Origin of the sequence: Micromonospora coerulea (assembly GCF_016598485.1) — a bacterium.
GTDB lineage: Bacteria > Actinomycetota > Actinomycetes > Mycobacteriales > Micromonosporaceae > Micromonospora > Micromonospora coerulea.
The window spans coordinates 51,087-76,321 of sequence record NZ_JAEMUW010000018.1 but is presented as its reverse complement, the minus strand read 5'-3'; the positions used below and the strand labels follow the sequence as shown (position 1 = coordinate 76,321).

Genomic DNA, 25,235 nt, shown 5'->3' with positions numbered 1-25,235 from the left:
GGCGCCGCGACGTTGCCGGTCAGGGGGCGGTGTAGGTGACGGTCACCTTCTCGTAGCCCAGCGAGCGGAGCAGCCCCTCCAGCATCTTGCGGGTGTTCTCCTCGGCGCGGGCGCTCAGCCCGCTGTCCCGCGCGGCGGCGGTGATCCGCTCCTCGGCCAGCTTGTACACCTGCTGCTGCCGGTTGGGGTCGCCCTGCACCAGGTCGTTCAGCCGGTTGAGCAGGCCGCGCTGCTCGGCGAAGACGTAGCTCTTCTCCAGGTCGAGGTTGGTCTCGCCGAGCTGCGGCGCGGGGAGCTTGATCTCCACCGACTTGCCGTCGGCGGACTCCACCACCGCCCCGTCGGCGATCTTGGCGAAGTCCACGTACGCCTCGATGCTGCCGGCCCCGACGAAGAGCGTCCGCTCGTTGAGCAGGAACTCCGGCACGTTCTGCCGGTCGTTCTGGAGGTCGACGACCACCTGGAAGTTGCCCTCGGCGGCCACGTACCGGCTGAGGTCGCGGATGGACTTGAGCAGTGGCGGCTGGCTGCGGTCGGTCTGCTCCTTGGCGAACGGGTTACGGAAGTCGGGCAGGATCCCGGTGGCCTGCACGCCGAGCAGCACCACCACCGCCAGCGCGACCGCGCCGAGCACCCCGAGCAGGCCGCGGGCCGGCCCACCGGGCGCCGGCCGGCCGTCGGGCGCCGGCTCGGGTGGGACGTCCGACCGGGCCCGGAGGTCGTCGCCGGTCGGGTAACCGGGAAACTCCCTGGTGGGCTCGTTGATGCCACCGTCGCGGGCCATCGCCCTCACCGTCCTCGTCAGACTTCTCGACTGATGATGACGGTACGTGCCCGGTACGACACCCGCTCGGCGAGCGACCCGAACGGGTGAACCCCCGGGTCAGGCGAACGCGGAAAGCCCGGTCAACCGCTGCCCGATGACCAGCTGGTGGATCTCCGAGGTGCCCTCGTAGGTGAGCACGCTCTCCAGGTTGTTGGCGTGCCGCATCACCGGGTACTCGCCGGAGACGCCGTTCGCGCCGAGGATCGTCCGGCACTCCCGGGCGATGGCGAGCGCCTCCCGGACATTGTTGAGCTTCCCGACGCTGACCTGCTCGGGGCGCAGCTTCCCGGCGTCGGCGAGCCGGCCCAGGTGCAGCGCGAGCAGCAGGCCCTTGTTCCACTCGACGGCCATGTCGGCGAGCTTGGCCTGGGTGAGCTGGAAGCCGGCCAGCGGCCGGCCGAACTGGGTCCGGGTGGTCGCGTAGGACAGCGCGGTCTCCAGGCAGTCGCGGGCCGCGCCGAGCGCGCCCCAGACGATGCCGTGCCGGGCCTCGGTCAGGCAGCTCAGCGGCGCCTTGAGCCCGACCGCCTCGGGCAGCCGGGCGTCCGCCGGCAGCCGGACGTCGTCGAGGGCGATCTCGCCGGTCAGCGAGGCACGCAGCGACATCTTGCGCCGGATCTCCCGAGCCGTCACCCCGGGCGTGTCCATCGGTACGGCGAAACCCCGCACGCCCTCGTCGGTGCGCGCCCAGATCACCCCCACGTCGGCGATCGGCGCGTTGGTGATCCACATCTTGGCGCCGCTGAGGATCCAGTCGTCGCCGTCGCGGCGGGCCCGGGTGGCCATCGACGCCGGGTCGGAGCCGTGGTCCGGCTCGGTCAGCCCGAAGCAGCCGATCGCCTCGCCGGCCGCCAGCGCCGGCAGCCAGCGCTGCTTCTGCTCCTCGCTGCCGAAGCGCCAGATGGCGTACATGGCCAGCGAGCCCTGCACCGACACCAGCGAGCGGATGCCGGAGTCGCCGGCCTCCAGCTCCAGGCAGGCCAGCCCGTACGCGACGGCGGAGGCGCCCGCGCAGCCGTACCCGGTCAGGTGCATGCCGAGCAGGCCGAGCTTGCCGAACTCCCGGGCCAGCTCGCGGGCCGGCACCTGGCCGTCCTCGTACCAGCCGGCGACGTGCGGGCGTACCCGGTCGTCGACGAGCTGGCGCACGACGGCCTGGATCTGCCGCTCCTCCTCGCCCAGCGACGCGTCGATGTCCAGCAGGTCGAGAGGGCTCATGGGGGCCACCTTAACGATTCTTCAGGCGGGCGTCACTCGGCCTGACCGCCGAGCACCAGCACCCGGGCGTGGATCTGGTTGCGCCCCTGGAGCGCCGCGCGCAGCGCCCGGTGCAGGCCGTCCTCCAGATAGAGGCCGCCGTTCCACTGCACCACGTGCGGGAAGAGGTCGCCGTAGAAGGTGGAGTCCTCGGCGAGGAGCTTGTCCAGCGCCAGCTCCCGCTTGGTGGTGATGAGCTGATCAAGCCGCAGCGGACGCGGCGGGATCTCCGCCCACTGCTTGAGCGTGAGGTTGTGCTCCGGGTAGGGACGCCCGTCCCGGACCGCTCTGAAGATCACGGCACGCTCCCCTCCCCCTGGCCCGGCCGGCCACCGGCGCCGCGCCGGGCGACGGCGTGGCACCGCGCGGCGTGGCGGTGATGTCCGTGCCAGCCTAGCCGCCGCCACCACACCGCGTTTTGCTCCCTCATGTCGGTTTCGCTACCGCCGGTACCCTCGGTCGACCGGACGAATCGCGCTCAACTCCACCGGCCCCGGCGGATCACCTCGCCGGCCGGGCGGCGGCCCCGGCGCAGCGACGCCGACCGGTGGTCCGGCGCCCGGTAGCCCACCGTCACCGCGCCGATCGGCTGGTACGCCTCGGGCACCCCGAACGCCTCCCGGTAGCTGGCGAGCCGCTCCGGCGGGATGCCGAAGAAGCACGCGCCCAGCCCCTCGTCGATCGCGGTGAGCAGCATCAGCAGGGCCGCGAAGCCGGTGTCGACGTACCAGTAGGGCACCGGCCAGCGGTCGGCCGAGCGGTCCGCCCACCCCTTGTCCGGCTCGGCATACCGCTCCAGGTACGCCGAGCGGTTCGCGTGCGGCACCACGATCAGCGGGGCCCGGCGCATCCCGGCCAGCCAGCGCTCCCGGCCGCCACCGCCCGGGGTGGCCGCCGTCCAGAACCGCTCCCGGTCCTCCGGCGCCTCCAGCACCAGGAATCCCCAGCCCTGCGCGAAGCCCGCCGACGGGGCCCGCACCGCGTGGTCCAGCAGCCGGTCCACCACGTCGGGCGGGACCGGACGGTCCGGGTCGTAGTTGCGCACCATCCGGCGACGCCGGACCACCTCGGCGAACTCCATGCCGCTGCCCCGCGCCGCTCAGCCGCCCGGCCGGACGCCCCAGGCGCCCCGCCAGCCCTGGCCCGGCTTCAGCACGATCACGTCCTTGCCGGAGCGGAACGCGTCCGCCGGGCAGGTCATCGGCTCCACCGCGACCGAACGGCGGTGCCGCTCCCGGGTGAGGGTGTCGCCGGTGAAGACCTGCCACCAGCCGAACTCCTGATCCGCCCAGATGTGCACGGCGGCCGAGCCGTCCGGCGCGGCGAGGGTCACCGCCGAGCCACCGTCGGCATCCCGGATGACGTCGCCGAAGGCCAGGTCGAGCACCGCGTCGCCGATCGCGCGGGGCTCGGTGAAGTCGTACTCGGTGCCGGCCACCGCGGTGGCGCCGACCGGCAGCAGCCGGCTGTCCAGCAGCACCCGGGTCCGGCCCGGCACCCGCATCCGCAGGTCGTCCACCGCCACCCCGGGCAGCTGGAGATAGGGGTGCATGGAGTAGCCGAACGGGCAGGGCTCCCCGCCGAGGTTGGTGGCCTCGTGCTCGACGCGCAGCCCCGCCGGCCCCACGCTCCACCGGGTGCGCAGCCGCAGCGGCCACGGGTACCCCGGGCTCGGCGGCAGGTCGTAACCGACCGTCACCGCGTCGGCGGTCTGCTCGAGCAGCTGCCAGCGGACCCAGTTGACCAGGCCGTGGATGGCGTTGTGTCGGGCCGGCTCGGTCAGGTCGAGCTGCAACGACCGCTCGCCGAAGGCGTACGCCCCGTCCCGGATCCGGTTCGGCCAGGGTGCCAGCACCTGCCCGGCCGAACCGGGGCAGAGCTCGTCCGCGGCGTACCCGTCGACGTAGTCCACCCCGTCGTGCCGGTACGTCCGCAGCCCACCGCCGACCTCGACGATGACCGCCTCGTGGCCGTCGGCGGCAATGGTCCACTGTGCACCAGATGGTGACCGGTTCGCGGCGTTCTCCATGCCGGCGACCTTAGTCGGTCGCACCCCGTCCCCCGCTGAGGCCCGATGCCCCGTCCCACCCGACGATCGCCCAGGTCATTCCCGGTCGGCACCCGGCGCGGCGGCGGCCCGGTACCGGAGCAGGGCCGGGAAGGCCACCACCAGCAGCACCGCGAGGGCCGCCGAGGCCAGGCCGCCGCCGACCCAGGCGACGCCGGTGCCGAAGCCACCGGCCATCGCGCCGGCCCGCAGGTCGCCCAGGCGCGGGCCGCCGGCGATCACCACGGTGTTCACTCCCTGGAGCCGGCCGCGCATCCGGTCCGGCGCGTAGACCAGCAGGATCGACTGCCGCAGCACCGCGCTGACCAGGTCGGCCGCGCCGGCCACCGCGAGCAGCAGCACCATCAGCCAGAGCTGGCCGGCCAGCCCGGCCGCCGCGACGGCCAGCCCCCAGCCGGCCACGGCCACCACCAGCACCAGGCCCTGCCGGCGCAGCCGCCCGATCCAGCCGGAGGTGAGTCCGCCGAGCATCGACCCGATGGCGATCGCGCTGTACAGCCAGCCGACCGCCGCGCCGCCGCCGAAGCGCTCCAGGGCCACCTCGGGGAAGAGCGCCCGGGGCATCGCCAGGATCATCGCGATCAGGTCGATGGCGAAGGAGAGCAGCAGCACCGGCGTGGTGGTCAGGTAGCGGAGGCCGTCGACGATGCTGGCCAACCCGGCCCGGCGCGGTGAGCCGTCGCCATCGGGATCCGGCTCCGGCGGCAGCGCCGGCATCCGGACCGTGGCCCAGACCGCGGCGCTGAAGAAGAGCATGTCCAGGCCGTACGCGATCGGCAGCGCCACCCCCAGCTGCCAGGTCGCGAAGATCAGCCCGGCGAAGAGCGGCCCGACCACCGAGGCGGCGGTGTAGGTGGTGAAGTTCAGCGTGCTGGCGGCCGGCACCAGGTGTGCCGGGACGAGCCGGGGAATGCTCGCGGTGCGGGCCGCCCCGCTGATCGCGAAGCCCGCCGACTGGAGCGCCACCAGGGCCAGCAGCAGCACCGGGCTGCCCACCCGGAACACGGCCTGGAGCAGCAGCGCCAGCATCGACGCCCAGAGCACCACCTGGCTGACCAGCAGCACGGCACGCCGGTCCCGGGCGTCGGCCGCGGCACCGCCCCAGAGCCCGAACACCAGCAGCGGCAGGAACCCGGCCACGCCCAGCAGCCCGACCCAGAACGAGTCCCGGGTCAGCGCGTACATCTCCACCGGCACGGCCACCGCGGTGAACTGGAAGCCGAGCATGGCGATGCTGCCGCCGAGCCAGATCCGCCGGTACGCGGGCACGCGCAGCGGGCTCAGGTCGATCGCCCAGCGGCGCGCCCCGCGCGGCCGGGCCTCCTGCACCCCCGTCACGGCGCCAGCCGCTCAATGACCCAGTCGCCCGCCTCGGTACGCCGGAACCGCAACCGGTCGTGCAGCCGACTGGCCCGGCCCTGCCAGAACTCCACCGACTCGGGGCGGACCCGCAGGCCACCCCAGTGCGGCGGCGGCGGTATCCGCTCGACGTCGGCGAAGCGCTCGGCCACCGCCTCGTACGCGGCGTCCAGCGCCGTCCGGTCCGGGATCACCCGGGACTGGGTGCTCGCCCAGGCCCCGAGCTGGGAGCCGCGCGGGCGGCTGGCGAAGTACGCCTCGGTCTCGGCCCGGTCGACCCGCTCCACCCGCCCGGCGACGACCACCTGGCGCTGCATCGCGAACCAGGGGAAGACCAGGCTGACCCACGGGTTGGCGGTCGCCTCGGCGCCCTTGCGCGAGCCGTAGTTGGTGTAGAAGACGAAGCCCTCGGGGTCGTACCCCTTGAGCAGGACGGTCCGGCCGCTGGGGCGCCCGGTGGCGTCGGCGGTGCCGACGACCATGGCGTTCGGCTCGGGAAGCGGGTACGCCACCGCGTCGGCGAACCAGCGGTCGAACTGGCGGTGCCAGTCCGGCGCCAGGTCGGCCTCGGAAAGGCCCTGGTCGGCGGTGTACTCGTTACGCATGGCCGCCGGAGCCGCTGTGTCGCCCGTCACGTTCCTCGTCCCCCTCGCCGGGCCGGCCGCGTCCCTGAGACGCTGGCCAGAGCCCATTGCCCAGTCTGGCCGAGCGCGCGAGCTTGTCCACCGCCGGGGATGTCGCGTGCGGCACAGTCGCAGCGGGTCGCGCACTCGGTTACCCAGCAGGCAAGATGTCACGAACACATCCCTGAGGGTCGCCTAAGGTGCGGGGCCTGATCGGCCCGCTCGGGCGCACCGAGCCGGAAGCCAGGAGACGACATGTCCGACTTCAAACCGGGCCTGGAGGGCGTCGTAGCCTTCGAGACCGAGATCGCCGAACCGGACCGGGAGGGCGGCGCGCTGCGCTATCGCGGCGTCGACATCGAGGATCTGATCGGCCAGGTCTCCTTCGGCAACGTCTGGGCGCTGCTGGTCGACGGGCGCTTCGGCCCGGGCCTGCCGCCGGCCGAGCCGTTCCCGGTGCCGGTGCACTCCGGCGACATCCGGGTCGACGTGCAGTCCGCGGTCGCCATGCTGGCCCCGTACTGGGGGCTCAGCCAGCTGCTCGACATCTCCGAGGAGCAGGCCCGCGAGGACCTGGCCCGGGTCTCGGTCACCGCGCTCTCCTTCGTCGCCCAGTCCGCCCGCGGCCTCGGCCTGCCGGCGGTGCCGCAGAAGGAGATCGACAAGGCGGAGACCATCGTCGAGCGGTTCATGAAGCGCTGGCGGGGTGAGCCCGACCCGCGGCACGTCAAGGCCGTCGACGCGTACTTCATCTCGGCCGCCGAGCACGGCCTGAACGCCTCCACCTTCACCGCCCGGATCGTCGCCTCCACCGGCGCCGACGCCGCGGCCTGCATCTCCTCCGGCATCGGCGCCCTCTCCGGCCCGCTGCACGGCGGGGCGCCGTCCCGGGTGCTCACCATGCTGGAGGCCGTCGAGCGCAGCGGCGACGCCGAGGGGTACGTCAAGGGCGTCCTCGACCGCGGCGAGCGGCTGATGGGCTTCGGCCACCGGGTCTACCGGGCCGAGGACCCGCGCGCCCGCGTGCTGCGCCGCACCGCCAAGGAGCTGGGCGCCCCCCGCTTCGAGGTCGCCGAGGCGCTGGAGAAGGCCGCCCTGGCCGAGCTCCAGGCCCGCCGCCCCGACCGGGTGCTCGCCACCAACGTCGAGTTCTGGTCGGCCGTGGTGCTGGACTTCGCCGAGGTGCCGGCGCACATGTTCACCTCGATGTTCACCTGCGCCCGGATGGGCGGCTGGTCCGCGCACATCCTGGAGCAGAAGAAGCTCCAGCGGCTGGTCCGCCCGTCGGCCCGCTACGTCGGCCCGGGCACCCGCAAGCCGCAGCAGGTCGAGGGTTGGAACGCCATCCCGCACGGCGTCTGATCCGCGTACCCGCCGAAGGGCCCCGTCCGCACGGACGGGGCCCTTCCCGCGTTCCTGTGGCGCACGCCTCACCCCAGCCCGCGGGACCAGCCGTCGACCGGACCGGCCAGGGTGCGAGGATGAAGGCCGGCAGTGTCGCCGGACCGGGCCGGATCCCGGTCGCGCCGCGCCCCGCGCATGTCGGCCGTCGATCCGTGTCCGCTGAACGGGCCCGCCCTCGCCCCTGCGGAAGGATCTCGACCACCGTGGCTGACGCACCGATCATCCGGATTCCCGACGACATCAAGCCCGCCGACGGGCGGTTCGGCTGCGGGCCGTCCAAGGTCCGCCCGGCGGCGGTCTCCGCTCTTGCCGACGTGGCCACCAGCTACCTGGGCACCTCGCACCGGCAGAAGACCGTCCGCGACCAGGTGGCCCGGCTCCGCCGCGGCATCGCCGAGTTCTTCGCCCTTCCCGAGGGTTACGAGGTGGTGATCGGCAACGGCGGCACCACCGCGTTCTGGGAGGTCGCCACCTTCGGCCTGGTCCGCGACCGGGCCCAGTTCGCCAGCTTCGGCGAGTTCGGCGCCAAGTTCGCCAAGTCGGTCTCCGATGCGCCGTTCCTGGGCGAGCCGACCGTCCGCAAGGCCGAGCCGGGCACCGCGCCGACCCTGGTCGCCGAGGCCGGGGTGGACGTCTACGCCACCCCGCACAACGAGACCTCCACCGGCGTGGCCGTGCCGATCAGCCGGGTGGCCGGCGCCGACGAGGGTTCCCTGCTGCTGGTCGACGCCACCTCCGGGGCCGGCGGCCTGGACGTCAACGTCGGCGAGACCGACGTCTACTACTTCGCCCCGCAGAAGTGCTTCGGCTCGGACGGCGGCCTCTGGCTGGCCCTGATGTCGCCGGCCGCGCTGGCCCGGGCGGCCGAGATCAAGTCCTCCGGCCGCTACATCCCGGCCTTCCTGGACCTGGTCACCGCGATCGACAACTCGCGGCTGGAGCAGACGTACAACACGCCCGCGCTGGCCACCATCTTCCTGGCGGCCGAGCAGACCGACTGGATGAACGGGCAGGGCGGCCTGTCCTGGGCGGCCAAGCGGACCGCGGAGAGCGCCGGCATCGTGTACGGCTGGGCCGAGCGTTCCGCGGTGGCCACCCCGTTCGTGGCCGACCCGGCGCTGCGCTCCAACGTGGTCGCCACCATCGACTTCGCCGACGAGGTGGACGCCTCGGCGATCGCCAGGGCGCTGCGCGCCAACGGCATCGTCGACACCGAGCCGTACCGGAAGCTGGGGCGCAACCAGCTCCGGGTCGCGCTCTTCCCGGCCGTCGAGCCGGCCGACGTGGAGGCGCTGACCGCCTCCATCGACTACGTGGTCGAGCGACTCTGACGACGCCGTCACGGTGGGTGGCCGCCGGGGCTCCTGCGACCACCCACCGTGATCATCGCCCCAGCTCAGTCGCGACATGCCGGGGTGTCGCATCCCCCACCTCCGGGTAGATGAGCGTACGGTGGTTCGAGACGCCCGGGTGGCCGGCTCGTGGCGTGACGGCCAGCGAAGCGGGACGGAGGCAACGCCATGCGCCCAGTACGCTTCGTCGCCCTCTCCGAGGACGGCCAGGCTCTGGTGCTCGCCGACGAGGTCGGGCGCCTGCTCGCCCTCCCCATCGACGAACGCATCGCCTCGGCGCTGCACGCCGAGCCCGGTGCGGCCCCCCTCGCGGTGGTGCCGACCGCCGCCGACCCGATGCCGTCGCTCTCTCCGCGGGACATCCAGGCCAAGATCCGCTCCGGTGAGTCCGCTGAGGACGTCGCCCGGATCGCCGGCGTGCCGGTCGACCGCGTCCTGCGCTATGCCGGCCCGGTGCTCCAGGAGCGGGCCATGCTCGCCCAGCACGCCCGCCGCACCCGGCTGAAGGGCGCGGAGAAGCCGACCCCGCTGGCCGAGGTGGTCAACGGCCGGCTGGCCCAGCACGGCATCGACACCGAGAAGATCTCCTGGGACGCGTACCGGCGCGACGACGGCACCTGGCGGATCATCGCCACCTGGCCGTCGGGCAAGGCCACCGCGCAGGCGGTCTGGGATCTCGACAAGCTCCGGCAGAACGTCACGCCGCACGACGACATGGCGCAGTACCTGTGCGCCGAGCGCCCCACCCCGATCCTCGGCCAGGAGCCGGCGGCCGAGCGGGGCGGCCACGCGCTGCCCGGCCCGTCGCGCGGCGAGCCCAGCCGCGGCGGGCACGGCCTGCCGGCAGCCGCCGAGCACGCCCGTCCGGGTCGGGACCCGATCCGGGCCGGGCGGGACGCGCTGCTCGCCTCGCTGGACCGGCCGCTCGGCGGCACCTCCGGGCGCGGGCTCGACCCCCGTTCACCGGCCGCTCAGGACGCGCCCCGGCAGCGGGCAGTCGGCGGCGGCGCGGCGGCGCTGCTCGGCGGCGGCCAGGGTTCGGCGTTCGACGACGACTCGGACGCGCCGAAGGAGGTCCCGGCCGTACCGTCGCTGGCGGTGCTGCGGCCCCGACGCACGGGCGCGGCGGCGGCCGCTGGCGGCACCGAGTCGACGGACGCCTCGGGCAAGCCACGCAAGCGGCTGCCGAGCTGGGACGACGTGCTCTTCGGCAGCGGCCCGGCGGCCCGCGAGTCATCCTGATCCAGCGGTCACCCTGGCAGCGCGAGGCACTCTAAGTCCGCGCGTGCCAGGGTGGACCGATGGAGTACACAAACCTAGGACGCACCGGTCTCTCGGTGAGCCGGCTCTGCCTCGGCACCATGAACTTCGGGCCGCAGACCAGTGAGCCGGACAGCTTCGCCATCATGGACCGGGCGCTGGAACACGGGATCAACTTCTTCGACACCGCGAACGTCTACGGCTGGCAGCTCGGTGAGGGCGTCACCGAGCAGATCATCGGCCGCTGGTTCGCCCAGGGCGGCGGCCGTCGCGACAAGGTCGTGCTGGCCACCAAGGTCTACGGCAAGATGGGCGACTGGCCCAACGACCAGGGCCTGAGCGCCCGGCACATCATCCGGGCCTGCGAGGAGTCGCTACGCCGGTTGCAGACCGACACCATCGACCTATACCAGATGCACCACGTCTCCCGAACCACACCGTGGGAGGAGATCTGGCAGGCGATGGAGACCCTGGTCGCCCAGGGCAAGGTCCTCTACGTTGGATCGTCCAACTTCGCCGGTTGGCACATCGCGCAGGCGCAGGCGGCGGCGGGCCGGCGCAACTTCCTCGGCCTCGTTTCCGAGCAGTCCATCTACAACCTGATGACCCGGCACGTCGAGCTGGAGGTGATTCCCGCCGCGCAGCACTACGGGCTGGGCATCATTCCCTGGTCGCCGCTGCACGGCGGGCTGCTCGCCGGGGTGCTGCGGAAGATGGCCGAGGGCGGCGCCGCGCGGGGCACCAGCGGCCGGGCCGCCGACGCGCTCGCCGAGCACCGGCCCACCATCGAGGCGTACGAGAAGCTCTGCGCCGACCTCGGCCACGACCCGGCCGACGTCGCGCTGGCCTGGCTGCTCTCCCGCCCCGGAGTCACCGCCCCGATCATCGGCCCCCGCACCCTGGACCAGCTCGACCGCAGCCTAGGTGCCCTGACCGTAGACCTCGACGAGGCGCCCCAGAAGCGCCTCGACGACCTCTTCCCCCCGATCGGCAACGGCGGCCCCGGCCCCGAAGCCTGGGCCTGGTAACCCTCCCTCCCCGTCCCCCCACCCCCACGCCGCGCCGATCTTGCAGTTTTGTGCCCCTGATTCGCGTCATTTGCCCTTTTTGCCCGGGCCCTAACTGCAAGATCGCGCGTTGGGAGGGCAGGGAGCCCCGGGGTGGGGTGGGTGGTTAGAGGGGCCAGGCGGCGAGGCGGTGGTAGGTGGGGTGGGGGCCCGGGTGGCTGCGGACCAGGACCAGCTCGGCGGCCGGCCACTCCGGGCCGAGGTAGTCGTGCAGGGCCTCCCGGTCGGCGAGGACATCGGCGCGGTCGATCCGGTCGCCGGGGCGGGCGACGGTCAGGTGCGCCCGGAACGGCTTCTCGTCGTGCGGCAACCGGGCCCGACGCAGTCCGAACCGGATCAGCCGGGCCAGCGTCGCCAGCGCCAAGACATCACCCTGGACGTCCACCCAGAGCACCGTGAACCGGCCCCGCCCGAAGCTGCCTCCGCCACCGAGGCGGAGCCGGGGGGAGCTGTCCCGCCCGTCCCGGAACGTCTCGGCGGCCAGGCCGAGCGCGCTCTCCACCTCCACCAGCCGCCCCTCCTCGACGTCACCGAGGAAGGCGAGGGTGAGGTGGGCGTGGGCCGGGTCGGCCAGCCGGACGTTGATCCCGGCGACGGAGGCGGCGCCCACCCGGAGCCGGGCCACCTGGGCGGTCAGGTCGTCGACCGCCAGCCGGGGCGGATAGACCGCGACGAAGAGTCGCACCGTTCAGCGGTGCCGCTGCCGGTCGCCGGGCCGCGCGGTGGGCAGGGCGATGCCGGCGGCGTGCAGCAGCCCTTCCACCCGGACCCGCTCGATCTCCCGGTCCACGCCGTCCAGCTCGGCCAGGTGCTCGGGAATGCCCAGCGCCCCGCAGGCGGCCCGCAGCCGTTCGTCGTACGCATCGATGACCGCGCCGTGCCAGACCACCGAGCGGTCGGCGGCGGCGAGCCGGTGACCGCCGAGCCGGCGCAGGTCGGCGGCGAGCTGTTCCAGCGGGCGCCGGCCGGCCCGGTCGAACCCGGTGAGGTCGATGTCGCGGGTGAGCGCGTCCGCCTCGATGGCCCGGTCCAGCCGGGCGATGGTGCGCCGCTCGCGCCGCTGCTCCCGCCACTCGGCCCACCGGCAGGCCACCCGATCGATGATCTCGTCGGCGCAGAAGATCAGCGCGAACGCGGCCGGCAGGCAGCAGACGGCGAGAATCGCCAACGCCAGCAGCAGACCCCGCCCTACTCCCACGCATCGACGCTAAGCCCCGCCGTGACCGCCCGCCACCCGATTGCCGGTATCCGGACGCGAATGCATGCGGAAAGACCGGCACCCGCAACGGGAACCGGTCTGTCCGGGGCGAATCCCCGAGGTCACTCGGCGGTGGGCGACACCACGTAGAACCGCGGCAGGGGCAGCACCCGCATCCGGAGCCGGGCGCCGGAGCGGCGCAACTGCCAGGTGAGCGCGAGCAGCGCGGCGGCCAGCGAGATCAGCCCGCCGACCCAGATGCTGGCCCCGGCGCCGAAGGTCTCGGCCACCCAGCCGATGATCGGCGCACCCACCGGGTTGGTGCCCAGGAACACCAGCACCCACAGCGCCATCACCCGGCCGCGGAAGGCCGCGTCGACGCCGAGCTGCACCCGCTGGTTGGCCGCCTGAGCGAAGAAGACCATGAAGAACCCGGTCGGCATCAGCAGCGCCACCACCAGCCAGTACGCCGAGGCGAGCCCGACCAGGGTGCCGAAGCTGGCACAGCCGACCGCCGCGCCGAGCACCAGCCAGACCGACGGACGGCTGCGCCGCCCGGTACCGGCCAGCGCTCCGACCAGCGCACCCGTCGCCAGCGCGGTGCTGAACAGGCCGAACGAGGCCGCACCGGTGTGGAACACGGTCTTGGCCAGCGCGGCGAGGGTGAGCTGGAAGTTGAACAAGGTCATGCCGACCACCGACATGAGCACCATCGGCAGCAGCAGGTCGGCGCGGCGCCACACGTAGCGCAGCCCGTCGACCACCTTCGCCTGGTCGCGTTCGCCGACCGGCGGCAGGTCCTTGCGGTGCAGCTCGGTCGGGCGCATCCGGACCACGTTGACCAGCGGGGCGATCGAGCTGAGCGCGGTGAAGAAGAAGACCGGGCCGACGTCGAAGGCGGCGATGGCCAGGCCGGCGACGGCGGGGCCGATGATCCGGGCCGAGTTGAAGGTGGCCGCGTTGAGCGAGAGCGCGTTGGGCAGCAACGGCATGCCGACCAACTCGGAGACGAAGGCCTGCCGGACCGGGGTCTCCACCGCGTTGGCCACGCCCAGCAGGGCGGCGAACGTGAAGACGTGCCAGAGCTGCACCAGCCCGGTGAGCACCAGGATGCTCATCACCAGCGCCAGCACCGTCCAGAAGGCGTTGGCGACGAAGAGCAGCATCCGCTTGTCGTACCGGTCGGCGAGGCGGCCGGAGAGCAGGGTAAGGAGCAGTACGGGGGTGAACTGCAGCGCGGTGACCACGCCGAGCGCGGTCGCGGAGTTGTGGGAGAGCTCGAGGACGAGCCAGTCCTGGGCGATGAACATCATCCAGACGCCGATCAGTTTGATCAGCTGTCCGGTGGCGAAGAGTCGGTAGTTGCGGACTCGTAGGGACTGGAACATCGTGCTCAGCTTCGACCGCACTCTTGGTGCGCCTCCTCGCGTTCGGGTACGCCTCATCCACCATGGACGGGGCGGACCGCACGACGCGGGCGGCCTCAGGCGCGAGCGAGCTGCTGGAGGATCTCCGCGGCCCGCCGCAGCGTGTCGCGTTCCTCCTCGGTGAGCGCGGCCAGCCGGCTGGCCAGCCACTCGTTGCGGGCCCGCTCGAACTGGTCGAGCACCGCAAGTCCCCCCGCGGTCGCCGCCAGGATGACCTGCCGACCGTCGGTCGGATGGGGGGTGCGCTGCACGAGGCCGCGCTCCTCCAACTTTGCGACGATCTTGGTCATCGTCGGCGGCTGCACCCGCTCGATGTCGGCCAGTTCCCGAGGCGTCAGCGCACCCGCCAGCTTGAGGCTGGTGAGCGCGGAGAGCTGGGTGACCGTCAGGTCGCCGACCGGTCGGGCCCGTCGGACCCGCCGGTTGAACCGGGTGATCGCATCACGCAGCTGAGGGGCCAGCTGCGCCGGTGGCACGCGTTTCGCCGTCACCGTCCGCTCCGTCACAATCGTTAGCTTAACTAATGAGCCTGGCTAACGACATGCGATATGACCAGGCTCACCAGGAGGTTTGTCGAACGCGCCATCGTCCCAGATCACCGGCCGGCGGGAAAGGTCGATCGCGTACCCTTTCCCCGTGCCAGAAGAGCAACCGCCGCGGCCCGAGCCGCTCGACCCCCCGATGGTCCCCATCGCCGTCGCCGGGCTGGCCGTCTGGGCGCTGGTCGGGCTGTTCCTGCTGATCTTCTGCCGCGGTTGGCTCACCGAGCACGGGCACCAGAACTGGCTCTGGACCTGCCTGGCCGGCTTCCTGTGGGGCTTCCCCGGTCTCGCGGTGATGATGCGGCACGACGCCAACCGGCGCCGCCGCCGGGAGGCCGCCCGGCAGGGCTGACCGGTCAGGGCTGACCGGTCAGGGGTGGCCGTACGGCTCCGCCGGCTCGGCGGACTCCACCGAGCCCGGGGCCCGGCTGACCGACATGGCCTCGACCGCGCTGTCGTCGTAGATCGTGGGCAGCTCGTCGACCGGGGTCTCGGTCGCCTCGACCAGCGTCTCGGAGTGGGCACCGCAGCCGTGGTCGGCGCTCACCACCCGGCCGTCGTCCGGCGCGTAGAAGTTGCCGCAGGCGCCGAAGGACTGCCGCAGCGCGCCGGCGAGCGGCAGGTAGAACCCGCAGGTGCCACACCGGGCGGCGGCCGGCGCGGCCATCGAGATCGGGGCGGACGGGCCGTGGTCGCCGTCGTACCAGCGCTGGGCGGCCTCGGTGCGGCCCTCCCGGGACAGCACCCGGGCCCGGCCCAGGCCGAGCTCCCAGGCGGTCTCCTCCACGGCGGGGTCGTCGGAGAGCAGGTAGCCCGGGGCGAGCCGCTCGTCGTCGGCCGGGGTGGGCAGCAGGTCGCCGGGGCCGAGGTCGCCCGGCTTGAGCCGCTCCTGCCAGGGCAGCCAACCCGGGGCGAGCAGCGCGTCGGGGCCGGGCAACAGGACGGTCTCGCAGATGGTGACGGTCCGGCTGCGGGGGACCCGGGTCACCGTGACGGCCCACCGCCAGCCGCGGTAGCCGGCCAGCCGGCACTCGAAATAGTGCGTGACGAGCCGATCGCCTTCGGCGACGGCCTGCAGGTGGTCGCCGATGTCGGCGGGGTCCACCTCGGTGATGCCGGCGCGGGCCACCTCGACGGCGGCGGCGCAGACCTGGTCGAGGCGGGCGGCACGGGCGGAGGCGGGCCTGGTCACTCGCCCATTGTTCCCCATGCCCACGGCCGAATGACAGGCACTCCCCGGAGTAGTTGTCACCGGGTGGTGCGGCACACGTGGATCAGATGGGCGAGGATGGTGGACATGCCGCTGTCCTCCCGCTCCGGGCGGTCCGTCCTCGGGCGGACCGTCGGCACGGGCATCCGCGCCACCCGCCTGCTGGTGCGCGGCTCGGTCACCGGCGGACGCTGGATGACCCGCCGGGCCGGGCGGGCCCGGGCCCGCAGCGCCGGCAACGAGGTGGGCATGGTCCGCCTCTTCGACCTGCACGCCCTCTCCTGCGCCGGGGACACCCTCATTGCGATCGGCCTGGCCGGGACGATCTTCTTCGAGGTGCCGCTCGGCGAGGCCCGCAACAAGGTGGCGCTCTACCTGCTCGTGACGATGGTGCCGTTCGCCATGCTGGCGCCGGTGGTCGGGCCGCTGCTCGACCACTTCCGGCACGGCCGCCGGTACGCGCTGGCCGCGACGATGCTGGGCCGAGCCTTCCTCGCCTGGTTGATCTCCGACTACATCGGCAGCTTCGGTCTGTACCCGGCGGCGTTCGGCGTGCTCGCCCTCTCCCGCGCGTACGGGGTGGCCCGCTCGGCGGCCGTGCCCCGGCTGCTGCCGGAGGGGATCGGGCTCTCCCAGGTCGGTGCCCGGGCCAGCGTCTACGGCACGGTGGCCGGGGCGCTGGTGGCGCCGATCGGACTGGCCGCGTTCTGGTTCGGGGCGCAGTGGCCGCTCCGGGTCGCCTCGCTGATCTTCCTGATCGGCATGGTGATCTCGCTGCGCCTGCCGCCGCGCGCCGACTCGGAGCCGCCGGAGCGGGTGCCGCAGCCGCTGCGGGCGTTGCGCCGGCGGGACGGGGAGCGGCCGCTGGGCCGGGGCCGCCCGGCGGGCCGGCTGGTGATCGCCACGCTGATCGGGGCGGCGGCCCTGCGCGGGTTGTACGGCTTCCTGCTGCTCTTCCTCGCCTTCGCCATCAAGGCGGGCGACCTGACCACCGACTTCTTCGGCCGCACCCTGGGGGGCCAGGCCGCGCTGGGCCTGGTCGGCGGCGCCCTGGTGGTGGGCAGCTTCCTGGCCACCGCGGTCGGTACCCGACTGCGCATCCACCGGCCGGCCGCGATCCAGTCCAGCGGCACGATCATCGTGGCCGGCGTGGCGGTGCTCGCCGCGCTGAAGTTCTCCCTGCCCATGGTGGCACTGCTCTGCCTGGTGGCCGCCCTGATCAGCGGGATCTCCAAGCTGGCCGTGGACGCGTCGATCCAGGAGCGGATCCCGGAGCGGCTGCGGGCGAGCTCCTTCGCCCACTCGGAGACCGCGCTGATGCTCGCCTTCGTGGCCGGCGGCGGGCTCGGCCTGGTGCCGTTCACCGGCCGGATCGGGGTCGCGGTGGCGGCCGGGGTCGCGACCCTGGTGGCCGTGCGCGGGCTGCTGGTCGCCGGGCGGCTGCGCGACGAGCGACTGATCGGCCGGCCGCTCGGCGACGACGAACTGGCCGCCGAGCAGAACGACCAGCTCAAGACGGACGAAGCGGCCGACTTCGCCGACCCCACGCCCACCTCGCCCGCCCCCTCCCAGAACGGCACGCCGGCACCGGTCGACGACGAGGGGCTGGCGCCGCCGGGCTACCACATCTACCGCCCGTCCTCCTCGGTCGGCGGTCCGGGCGGGGCCGAGGACGAGAACCGGCGGGAACCGCGCGGACCGATCGGGTGACCGGCCTGCTGGTGGTGACCGCCGTGCCCGCCGAGGCGGAGGCGATCCGGGCGGGCCTCACCGATCCCACCGTGACCGTCACCCCGGTCGGGGTGGGTCCGGCCGTCGCGGGCGCCGCCACCGCCCGACTGCTCGCGCTGGCCGAGGCGGCCGGGCGGCCGTACCGGGCGGTGGTGAGCGCGGGCATCGCCGGCGGCTTCGCCGGTCGGGTGCCGATCGGCGGCACAGTGCTGGCCACCCGCAGCGTGGCGGCGGACCTGGGCGCGGAGTCACCGGACGGCTTCATCCCGGTCGACGAGCTCGGCATGCCGCCGGAGCTGCTGGGCGGCGCCGTGGCCGTCCCCGCCGACCCCGGCCTGCTCGGCGCCCTGCGCGCGGCGCTGCCGGCGGCGACGGTCGGCGCGGTGCTCACGGTCAACACGGTGACGGGCACGGCCGCGAGCACCGAGGCGTTGGCCGCCCGGCACCCTGACGCGGTGGCCGAGGCCATGGAGGGGTACGGCGTCGCCGTCGCCGCCGCGCAGGCCGGCCTGCCCTTCGCCGAGCTCCGCACGGTGTCGAACCCGATCGGACCGCGGGACCGGGGCGCCTGGCGGATGAGGAAGGCCTTCGCCGCTCTCACCGAAGCGGCGGCGGCCCTGCGCTGACCGGCCCGACCGGCCCGACCGGCCCGACCAGCCCGACCGGCCCGACCGGCCCGACCGGCCTGATCGGCCCGACCGGCCTGACCGGCCTGACCAGCTGCAGCGCCGCCGGACGGGGCGCCGTCACCGCGAATCCGCACGCGGTCAGAAAGGCCATCCCGTGCTGCTCGGTCAGCACGCGGGCGGTCCGGATCCCGGCCTCGTCCAATTGTGTGACCAACGCCCCCACCAGCCGGCGCCCGATGCCCAGCCGCCGATGTTCGGCGGCCACCAGGACGTCGTCGAGCACGACCTCGCGCTCCCAGTCCCGCTCGTCGCCGCCCCATCGCAGGTGCGGACTCTGCTCGTGGGCCCGCAGCTCGCCGACCAGCTCACCGCCGGGCAGCTCGGCCACGAACCGCCACGAGGTCGCCGGCAGCCCACCCCCGGTCACCCGCCGCACCACCACCGCGCCGCGCACCTGCTCTCGCTGGCGCCGTTGGTCCCGGTAGACCCGGCTCAGCTCGTACGTCGCCAGTGGCACCGGCCGGGGCCACCGTTCCGGGGGCAGGTTGTACCACTCCGCCCACCAGGCTCCGGGCCAGTCCCTCGGTTCCCGCACCTCCCACACGTCCAGGTGCGCCGGATAACGACGCCCCGACTCGTCCCGCAGGTCGTCGTGCGGCACCGCCGCCGGCAGGCCGGAGTGGGGCCGCTCGCCGGGCTCATCGCCCACGAGGCCGACCCGAAGGTCACCGCCCGCCGCCCGGACGAGCCGCTCCACTGTCCGGAACCTCGGGTCGGTGGCACGGCCCGACTCGATCCGGGCCAACGTCGGCTGCGGGACGCCGGCCAGCTCGGCCAGCTCCCGCTGGCTCAAATCCGCCCTCCGGCGCAGCCGTCGGAGCACGTCACCCAGATCTGTCGCCCGGTCGATCCCCGGAGTCAGGTCAGCCACACCACGATGCTTCAGCCTGACGACACAACCTTCAACAGGCACCGTCAGCCTGTGGAAAACCCTGTGGATAACTCGGCTCCGCGCGCGCAGGGGTGTGGACGGCACGACGCTTTGGAGCTGAATCGTTTGTGATATCGGCTGCGCCGGGCGCCATCTGCCGCAGGCGGCCAGCACGGGCGACCAGCACCGGCGGGCAGCACGACCGGCCAGCACGGGCGGCCAGCACGACCGGCCAGCACGAGCCAGCACGACCCGCCAGCACGACCGACCAGCACGGGCAGCCAGCACGACCCGCCAGCACGACCGACCAGCACGACCGGCCAGCACGACTGACCGGCACGACCGGCCAGTGCAGGCGGCCAGCGCGACCGGCGAATGTGAACCGCGAGCCCAGGTGCGAGCACGAGCCGCAGGCGACTTGCCGCCTGCGTCCGACAGCCGATTCGTTTACGACATCAGCTCCAAAGCGCGCGCTGAGGGACTCCGGCACCAGGAGCGACGCCCGGCGGGAACTACGCCCGGCAGGAGCCACGCCCGGCAGGAGCCACGCCCGGCAGGAGCCACGCCCGGCAGGAGCGACACCGCGGCGGGAGCGAGCGGCGCAGCACCGAACCTCAGCGGGCGCACCGACCTTCAGGACCGGACCGGGCCGCCCGGGTCACATCCGGTGGCCCGGAGTGAAAGGTCAGGACGGGGCCGGGGCTAGCGTGGGGGTGTGGCGCTCTCTCTCGCGATCTCGCCCTGCCCCAACGACACGTTCGTGTTCGACGCCCTGGTGCACGGGCGGGTGCCCGGCGCCCCGCCGATCGAGGTGACCTACGCCGACGTGGACGTCACCAACACGGCCGCCGAGCGTGGGGCGTTCGACCTGGTCAAGGTGAGTTACGCGGCGCTGCCGTGGCTGCTGGACGACTACCACCTGCTGCCGTGCGGCGGGGCGCTCGGGCGCGGCTGCGGGCCGCTCGTGCTGACCCGGGGCGACCGGACCGACCTCACCGGCGCGACCGTGGCGGTGCCCGGCGAGCGGACCACGGCGTACCTGCTCTTCCGGCTCTGGTCGGCGGAGCAGCCGCCGGCGCGGATCGTGGTGGTGCCGTTCCACGAGATCATGCCGGGCGTGGCCGCCGGCCGGTACGACGCCGGGCTGGTGATCCACGAGGCCCGGTTCACCTATCCGCGGCACGGGCTGACCGCCCTGGTCGACCTCGGCGAGTGGTGGGAGGGCGACACCGGCCTGCCGATCCCGCTCGGCGCGATCCTGGCCCGTAAGGGCGCGGTCGACCCGGTCGAGGCGGCCGGCTGGATCCGCGAGTCGGTACGTCAGGCGTGGGCCGACCCGGAGGCCAGCCGGGAGTACGTGCTCTCGCACGCGCAGGAGATGGAGCCCGACGTGGTGGACCGGCACATCGGCCTCTACGTCAACGAGTTCACCGCCGACCTGGGAGAGGCCGGCTTCGCCGCCGTGGAGGCGCTGCTGGGCCGGGCCACCGACGCCGGGCTCGTCCCTCAGACCTCCAGCTCGCGGGCGACCGCGTGGACCAGCTGAGCGACCTTCTGCGCGGTCTTCTTGTCGGGGAAACGGCCCCGGCGCAGGTCCGGCTGGACCCTCGCCTCCAGCACCTTGATCATGTCCTCGACCAGGCCGTGCAGCTCCTCGGCCGGCCGGCGACGTAGCTCCGCCACGGACGGCGGCGCCTCCAGCAGCTTGACCCCCATCGCCTGGGCACCCCGGCGGCTGTCGACCACGCTGAAGTCGACCCGCTGACCACCCTTCAGGTCGCTGACGCCCGCCGGCAGCGCGCCCTTGGGCAGGAACACGTCGCCACCCTCGTCACTGGTGACGAACCCGTAACCCTTGGCCGCGTCATACCACTTCACTCGACCCGTCGGCACCTGAAAACCCCTGCTTCGCTCGAGATGTCTACCCCTCCAAGGCTAGCCCGATGATCCGGTCCAGCGCCCCCGAGAATCCACCGAGATCGTCCAGCACCAGGTGTGCACCGGCGGCCCTCAGCTCGTCCGCGGTGCACGGTCCGGTCGCCACGCCCACTCCCGGGATCTCCGCCGCGCCCGCCGCCACCATGTCCGCCACGTGGTCCCCGACGTACAGGGTGGCCCCGTGCTCCCGCAGCGCGGTCGCCTTCTCCTCCGCGAACAGGTCCCCGGCCAGCTCGTCGACCGCCAGGCCGAGGTGGTCCAGGTGCAGCTTCGCCAGCCGGCCGATCTTCGAGGTCACCACCATGACCCGGCCGCCGCGCGCGTGCACGGCCTCGATCGCCGCCTGCGCGCCGGGCATCGGCAGGGTCGGTGTGATCGCGTACGCCGGATAGAGCTCCCGGTACGCGGTCACCGCCGCCTCCACCCGCTCTGGTGGGAACCAGCGGGCGATCTCGGTACGCAGCGGCGGGCCCAGCCGGGACACCGCCGCATCGGCATCCACGTACACCCCCGTCTGCGCGGTCAGGGCCCGGTAGGCCGCCGCGATACCGGGGCGCGAGTCGACCAAAGTCATGTCGAGGTCGAATCCGACCATCAGTGGGGGCATGCCGCCAACGTACCTACCCACCCAACCCCGGCCGAGCCGGACGTCCGAGGGGCGGGACGGCCCTCGGCCGGGCTAGCGTGGAACGACGATGACCACCTCACTCGCCGACCAGCTGCGGACGCTCCCCGACGAGTCCCTCGCCGCCCTGCTCCAACTGCGGCCGGACCTCGTCGTGCCGGTACCGGCCGACGTCTCCGCGCTGGCCACTCGCGCCCAGTCCCGGGTCTCCGTGGCCCGCGCCCTCGACGGGCTGGACCAGTTCACCCTCCAGATGCTCGACGCCGCCCGGCTCACCCGGGACCCCGAACAGGGGGGCACCGCCACCGAGGCGATCCTGGCCATGGCCACCGCCGGCCCGCATCCGCCCGCCCCGACCGCCGTCCGCGGCGCGGTGAACAAGCTCCGCGCGCTCTTCCTGCTGTACGGCCCCGAGCACGACCTGCACGTGGTGGGCGGCGTGGACGAGGTGTCCCCGTACCCGGCGGGCCTGGGCCGACCGGCGGCGGAGCTGGACCCGCGGACGGCGGCCCTCTGCGCGGACCCGGCGAAGCTGCGGCGGACCCTGCTCGCCGCTCCCCCCTCCGCGCGGGCGATCCTGGACCGGCTCGCGGCCGGGCCACCGGTCGGCAGCGTGCCCCCGGGTGCGCTCGAGGCGCCCGCGGTCGGCGCGGAGGACATCCTCCCCCCGGACGCCACCAACGGTGGCGCGCCGACCGGCTCACCGATCCGCTGGCTGGTCGACAACCGGTTGCTCGTGCGGGTGTCGGGTGGCAAGGGCGGTGGCACCGTGGAGCTGCCCCGCGAGGTGGGGCTGCTGCTGCGCCGGGACAGCGGCCCGCTCGGGCCGCTGCGCACCAGCCCGCCCCTCGTGGCGACCCCGCCGCGCGAGCCGAAGGCCGTCGACTCCGCCGGGGCCGGGCAGACCATGGAGGTGGTACGCCACACCGAGGCGCTGCTGGAATCCCTCGCCGCCGAGCCGGCCCCGATGCTCCGCTCCGGCGGCGTCGGCGTCCGTGACCTGCGCCGGCTGGCCCGGGCTCTCGGGCAGGACGATGCGCTCACCGCGCTGCTCTTCGAGGTGGCGTACGCGGCCGGGCTGCTGGGCGAGCTGGACCTGACCGGCAGCGCCACCACCCGGTACGGCGGCGACCAGCAGGTGCTGCCGACCGGCGGGTACGAGGTGTGGCGGGCCAGCTCGCTGGCCCAGCGCTGGGAGCAGCTGGCCCGGGCCTGGCTGACCATGACCCGCCAGGTGGGCCTGGTCGGGCAGCGGGACGACCGGGACCGACCGATCTCGGTGCTCTCCGCCGAGGCGGAACGGGCCGGCGCGCCGGCCGCCCGCCGGGCCGTGCTCGGGGTGCTGGCCGACCTGGAGCCGGCCGCCGCGCCCACCCCTGATGAGGTGCTGGAGCTGCTGGACTGGCGGGCGCCCCGGCGCAGCCGGGGCCGGGAGAGTGCGCACCGGGAGGTGCTGGCCGAGGCGGCCCAGCTCGGCGTGACCGGGCTCGGCGCGCTCACCTCGTACGGGCGGCTGCTGCTGGCCGACGTCACCGAGGCCGACGAGCGGGGCGCCGACGACCCGCTGGGGCTGCGCTCGGACGCCGAGTCGGGCGAGCCGTCCACCGCGGTACGCGCGCTGGACGCCCTGCTCCCCGCCCCGGTCGACCACTTCCTGGTGCAGGCCGACCTGACCGTGGTGGTGCCCGGCCCGCCCGACCCGGCGCTCGCCGGCGAGCTGGAGGTGGTGGCCGAGCACGAGTCGGCGGGCGGCGCCAGCGTGCACCGGGTCACCACGGCCAGCATCCGGCGTGCCCTGGACGCCGGCTACTCCGCCGCCGACCTGCACAAGCTGTTCCGCCGCCGGTCCCGGACGCCGGTCCCGCAGGGGTTGACCTACCTGGTGGACGACGTGGCCCGCAAGCACGGCGGGCTCCGGGTCGGCTCCGCCGGTGGGTACGTGCGCAGCGACGACGAGGCGCTGCTCACCGAGGTGCTGGCCGACCGCCGGCTGGAGCCGCTGGCGTTCCGCCGGCTGGCCTCGACGGTGCTCGCTACCCCGTACCAGGTGCAGCGCATGCTGATCGCGCTCCGCGACGCCGGCTATGCGCCGGTGCCGGAGGACGCCAGCGGCGCGACGGTGCTGGCCCGGCCGAAGACCCGGCGGGCGCCGGCCGGGGTGCCGGCCTCCACCCGCACCTTCGACCCGCTGGCCGCGCCGAAGCTGGCCCTGCCCCGGCTGCTCGGCGTGGTCGAGCAGATCCGGCGCGGCGAGGCGGCGGCGCGGGCGGCCCGGCGGGCCCCGGCGGTGGTGCGGGGCGATGCGGTGCGCACCGGGCCGGCACCCGTGCCCGGGCACAGCGACGCCCTCGCCGTGCTCCAGCAGGCGGTCCGCGACAAGGCGCTGGTCTGGGTGGGGTACGTCGACGCGCACGGGGCGACCGCGTCCCGGCTGCTCCGGCCGGTGTCGATCGGGGCGGGCTACCTGCGCGCCGAGGACGAGCGGACGGAGATGCTGCACACCTTCGCGCTGCACCGGATCACCGCGGCGGTGCGGGAGGACTGAGGCGAGCGGTCAGCGCCGGTTGCTGCGCACCGTGCCGACCACCGAGACGGCCAGCAGCAGCGCGAACCCGGCGCCGGCGGACTCACCGAAGGAGTCGACGAAGCCCTGCCGCTGGACCAGCAGCCCGAAGAGGAACCAGCCGACCAGGGCCACGGCGGCCGCCGCGTAGCCGACCAGGGCGGCCGTGGAGACTTCGTGGGCGGGCGCTCGGTCGTCGTCGGGGATCGCGTCCTGGTCGACCGTCATCTCCCACCCCCGTCCGGTCCGGACCTGACCTCCAGCGTGTCACCCGGCGGGCGGCGGTGACAGGGGATAAAACCCCGATCCGGCTCAGGTGCCGGGTCGGCGGCCGAGGACGACCACCCGGGTACCGATCCGGCCCAGCTCCCAGAGCCGGACGGCGTCGGCGTGCAGCAGGTTGACGCAGCCGTGCGAGCCGATCGCGCCGTTGTGCAGGTACGTGGTGGTCTCGTGGAAGCCGATCCCGCCGTTGAACTGCTGCCAGTACGGCAGCCACACCTCGTACGGGTTGGACCACTCCCGCAGGTTCCGCCCGCCGACGGAGTAGGTGCCGGCCGGCGTGGCGTATCCCGCCATGCCGGTCCGGGTGACGGTGGGCTTCACCACCACCGTGCCGCCACGCATCGCCCAGACCGTCTGCCGGGTCAGATCGACGCAGAAGGTCAGCCCGGAGCCGGCCCGGCAGCGGCGTACGTCGGTGGTGGCGAGCCGGCGGGCCACGTCGTACGTGGTGGGGCCGGCGCGGCCCTCGGCCGGGCTGATGCCGTACCGGCGCTGGAACCGCTTGATGGCGGCGCAGTCGGCGGCGGACTGCTTACCGTCCACGGTCACGGTGCCGAACCCGCCCAGCCGGGCCAGGTACGCCTCCACGCCCCGCTGCTGGTCCCCCTGCGGGCAGCCGGTGTACGCCACCGACGCGCCGGTGGGTCGCGGGGTGGCGCTCGGCTTCGGCGTGGCGGTCCGGCTCGGCCGCGGCGTGGCCGTCCGGACAGTCGCGGGACCGGTCGTCCGGGCCGGCGCGGGCGTCGCGCTCGCCCCCGATGCCCGTTCCGTCACGCCGACGGGGGCCGGCGCGACCGCGCCGGATCCGTCGCCCTGCGGATCGAGCGCGCACGCACCGACACCGACCAACACGACCGCTGCCAGGGCGACGACCCGAGCGACGAACCGGACACGCGGCATGGGCCCTCCCCCGAACAGTTGTCCCGCTTGCTAGACGTAC

The 25,235-nt window shown here is 74.0% G+C and carries 26 protein-coding genes; 9 read left to right on the top strand and 17 right to left on the bottom strand.

Annotated features, from left to right (window positions below; genetic code table 11):
* Nucleotides 1-19: 19 nt before the first annotated feature.
* From I8N68_RS22465 to pdxH, 7 genes are all read right to left on the bottom strand, one after another.
* A complete protein-coding gene (locus I8N68_RS22465; protein ID WP_200213631.1) occupies nucleotides 20-784 on the bottom strand; it encodes a DUF4230 domain-containing protein in 765 nt (254 codons plus the stop codon).
* A 99-nt stretch (nucleotides 785-883) separates the two neighbouring features.
* Entirely contained in the window at nucleotides 884-2,044 is a 1,161-nt protein-coding gene (locus I8N68_RS22460) for an acyl-CoA dehydrogenase family protein (protein WP_200213629.1), read from the bottom strand.
* 32 nt (nucleotides 2,045-2,076) lie between these two features.
* Entirely contained in the window at nucleotides 2,077-2,382 is a 306-nt protein-coding gene (locus I8N68_RS22455) for a type II toxin-antitoxin system VapB family antitoxin (protein ID WP_200213626.1), read from the bottom strand.
* 179 nt (nucleotides 2,383-2,561) lie between these two features.
* A complete protein-coding gene (locus I8N68_RS22450) occupies nucleotides 2,562-3,164 on the bottom strand; it encodes a nitroreductase family protein (protein WP_200213624.1) in 603 nt (200 codons plus the stop codon).
* An 18-nt stretch (nucleotides 3,165-3,182) separates the two neighbouring features.
* Nucleotides 3,183-4,112 carry an aldose 1-epimerase family protein gene (locus tag I8N68_RS22445; RefSeq protein WP_200213621.1) on the bottom strand — a complete coding sequence of 310 codons (930 nt, stop codon included), beginning with the start codon at nucleotides 4,110-4,112 and terminating at the stop codon, nucleotides 3,183-3,185.
* Nucleotides 4,113-4,187: 75 nt separating this feature from the next.
* The gene (locus tag I8N68_RS22440; protein WP_200213618.1) at nucleotides 4,188-5,489 is read right to left on the bottom strand and encodes an MFS transporter; all 1,302 of its coding nucleotides are present in this window, start codon (nucleotides 5,487-5,489) and stop codon (nucleotides 4,188-4,190) included.
* Nucleotides 5,486-6,115 (bottom strand): pyridoxamine 5'-phosphate oxidase, encoded by a 630-nt coding sequence (gene pdxH / locus I8N68_RS22435; protein WP_234040399.1) that lies wholly within the window; start codon nucleotides 6,113-6,115, stop codon nucleotides 5,486-5,488. The genes I8N68_RS22440 and pdxH overlap by 4 nt, the downstream gene beginning before the upstream one ends.
* A 273-nt stretch (nucleotides 6,116-6,388) precedes the next feature.
* Here pdxH and I8N68_RS22430 point away from each other — a divergent pair, with 273 nt between their 5' ends.
* The 4 genes from I8N68_RS22430 to I8N68_RS22415 all read left to right on the top strand — a co-directional run bounded on the left by I8N68_RS22430 (nucleotide 6,389) and on the right by I8N68_RS22415 (nucleotide 11,177).
* Complete coding sequence (locus I8N68_RS22430; protein WP_200213614.1) at nucleotides 6,389-7,495, top strand: citrate synthase 2; 1,107 nt, start codon at nucleotides 6,389-6,391, stop codon at nucleotides 7,493-7,495.
* Between the two features lie 245 nt (nucleotides 7,496-7,740).
* On the top strand, nucleotides 7,741-8,868 hold the full coding sequence (serC, locus tag I8N68_RS22425) for a phosphoserine transaminase (protein ID WP_200213612.1): 1,128 nt from the start codon (nucleotides 7,741-7,743) through the stop codon (nucleotides 8,866-8,868).
* A 189-nt stretch (nucleotides 8,869-9,057) separates the two neighbouring features.
* Nucleotides 9,058-10,131 (top strand): septation protein SepH, encoded by a 1,074-nt coding sequence (gene sepH / locus I8N68_RS22420; protein WP_200213610.1) that lies wholly within the window; start codon nucleotides 9,058-9,060, stop codon nucleotides 10,129-10,131.
* 59 nt (nucleotides 10,132-10,190) lie between these two features.
* Nucleotides 10,191-11,177, top strand: a complete 987-nt coding sequence (locus I8N68_RS22415; RefSeq protein WP_200213608.1) for an aldo/keto reductase — start codon at nucleotides 10,191-10,193, stop codon at nucleotides 11,175-11,177.
* A 145-nt stretch (nucleotides 11,178-11,322) separates the two neighbouring features.
* Here I8N68_RS22415 and thpR read toward each other — a convergent pair whose 3' ends face one another.
* From thpR to I8N68_RS22395, 4 genes are all read right to left on the bottom strand, one after another.
* Nucleotides 11,323-11,901, bottom strand: coding sequence for an RNA 2',3'-cyclic phosphodiesterase (gene thpR / locus I8N68_RS22410; RefSeq protein WP_200213606.1), 579 nt, complete (start codon nucleotides 11,899-11,901; stop codon nucleotides 11,323-11,325).
* 3 nt (nucleotides 11,902-11,904) lie between these two features.
* Nucleotides 11,905-12,414, bottom strand: a complete 510-nt coding sequence (locus tag I8N68_RS22405; RefSeq protein ID WP_200213603.1) for a hypothetical protein — start codon at nucleotides 12,412-12,414, stop codon at nucleotides 11,905-11,907.
* Nucleotides 12,415-12,536: 122 nt separating this feature from the next.
* Nucleotides 12,537-13,823 carry an MFS transporter gene (locus I8N68_RS22400; protein ID WP_200213601.1) on the bottom strand — a complete coding sequence of 429 codons (1,287 nt, stop codon included), beginning with the start codon at nucleotides 13,821-13,823 and terminating at the stop codon, nucleotides 12,537-12,539.
* Between the two features lie 74 nt (nucleotides 13,824-13,897).
* The gene (locus I8N68_RS22395; protein WP_200213599.1) at nucleotides 13,898-14,347 is read right to left on the bottom strand and encodes a MarR family winged helix-turn-helix transcriptional regulator; all 450 of its coding nucleotides are present in this window, start codon (nucleotides 14,345-14,347) and stop codon (nucleotides 13,898-13,900) included.
* Between the two features lie 130 nt (nucleotides 14,348-14,477).
* Here I8N68_RS22395 and I8N68_RS22390 point away from each other — a divergent pair, with 130 nt between their 5' ends.
* Entirely contained in the window at nucleotides 14,478-14,735 is a 258-nt protein-coding gene (locus I8N68_RS22390) for a DUF2530 domain-containing protein (RefSeq protein WP_200213596.1), read from the top strand.
* A gap of 18 nt (nucleotides 14,736-14,753) precedes the next feature.
* Here the strand turns inward: I8N68_RS22390 and I8N68_RS22385 are convergent, their stop codons facing one another.
* Nucleotides 14,754-15,593 carry a DUF3027 domain-containing protein gene (locus I8N68_RS22385; RefSeq protein ID WP_200213842.1) on the bottom strand — a complete coding sequence of 280 codons (840 nt, stop codon included), beginning with the start codon at nucleotides 15,591-15,593 and terminating at the stop codon, nucleotides 14,754-14,756.
* Between the two features lie 87 nt (nucleotides 15,594-15,680).
* Between I8N68_RS22385 and I8N68_RS22380 the strand changes: the two genes are divergently transcribed.
* Both I8N68_RS22380 and I8N68_RS22375 read left to right on the top strand, forming a co-directional pair.
* Nucleotides 15,681-17,303, top strand: a complete 1,623-nt coding sequence (locus tag I8N68_RS22380; RefSeq protein WP_200213593.1) for an MFS transporter — start codon at nucleotides 15,681-15,683, stop codon at nucleotides 17,301-17,303.
* Nucleotides 17,300-17,950 (top strand): futalosine hydrolase, encoded by a 651-nt coding sequence (locus I8N68_RS22375; protein ID WP_200213591.1) that lies wholly within the window; start codon nucleotides 17,300-17,302, stop codon nucleotides 17,948-17,950. Before I8N68_RS22380 ends, I8N68_RS22375 begins: the two co-directional genes overlap by 4 nt.
* On the opposite strand, the gene I8N68_RS22370 is transcribed toward I8N68_RS22375, so the two are convergent.
* Nucleotides 17,922-18,884: a GNAT family N-acetyltransferase gene (locus tag I8N68_RS22370; RefSeq protein WP_307812927.1), complete on the bottom strand. Its 963-nt coding sequence runs from the start codon at nucleotides 18,882-18,884 to the stop codon at nucleotides 17,922-17,924. The genes I8N68_RS22375 and I8N68_RS22370 overlap by 29 nt on opposite strands.
* A gap of 715 nt (nucleotides 18,885-19,599) precedes the next feature.
* On the opposite strand from I8N68_RS22370, the gene I8N68_RS22365 reads away from it, so the two are divergent.
* Complete coding sequence (locus I8N68_RS22365; RefSeq protein WP_200213588.1) at nucleotides 19,600-20,430, top strand: 1,4-dihydroxy-6-naphtoate synthase; 831 nt, start codon at nucleotides 19,600-19,602, stop codon at nucleotides 20,428-20,430.
* Here I8N68_RS22365 and I8N68_RS22360 read toward each other — a convergent pair.
* Nucleotides 20,391-20,777, bottom strand: coding sequence for a cold-shock protein (locus tag I8N68_RS22360; RefSeq protein ID WP_200213586.1), 387 nt, complete (start codon nucleotides 20,775-20,777; stop codon nucleotides 20,391-20,393). The two genes, I8N68_RS22365 and I8N68_RS22360, sit on opposite strands and share 40 nt — an antisense overlap.
* 28 nt (nucleotides 20,778-20,805) lie before the next feature.
* On the bottom strand, nucleotides 20,806-21,429 hold the full coding sequence (locus tag I8N68_RS22355) for an HAD family hydrolase (protein WP_200213583.1): 624 nt from the start codon (nucleotides 21,427-21,429) through the stop codon (nucleotides 20,806-20,808).
* 88 nt (nucleotides 21,430-21,517) lie between these two features.
* On the opposite strand from I8N68_RS22355, the gene I8N68_RS22350 reads away from it, so the two are divergent.
* A complete protein-coding gene (locus I8N68_RS22350; protein WP_200213581.1) occupies nucleotides 21,518-23,992 on the top strand; it encodes a helicase-associated domain-containing protein in 2,475 nt (824 codons plus the stop codon).
* 9 nt (nucleotides 23,993-24,001) lie between these two features.
* Here I8N68_RS22350 and I8N68_RS22345 read toward each other — a convergent pair whose 3' ends face one another.
* Entirely contained in the window at nucleotides 24,002-24,238 is a 237-nt protein-coding gene (locus I8N68_RS22345; RefSeq protein ID WP_200213579.1) for a hypothetical protein, read from the bottom strand.
* Between the two features lie 84 nt (nucleotides 24,239-24,322).
* Entirely contained in the window at nucleotides 24,323-25,195 is an 873-nt protein-coding gene (locus I8N68_RS22340; RefSeq protein ID WP_200213577.1) for a L,D-transpeptidase family protein, read from the bottom strand.
* Nucleotides 25,196-25,235: the final 40 nt, after the last annotated feature.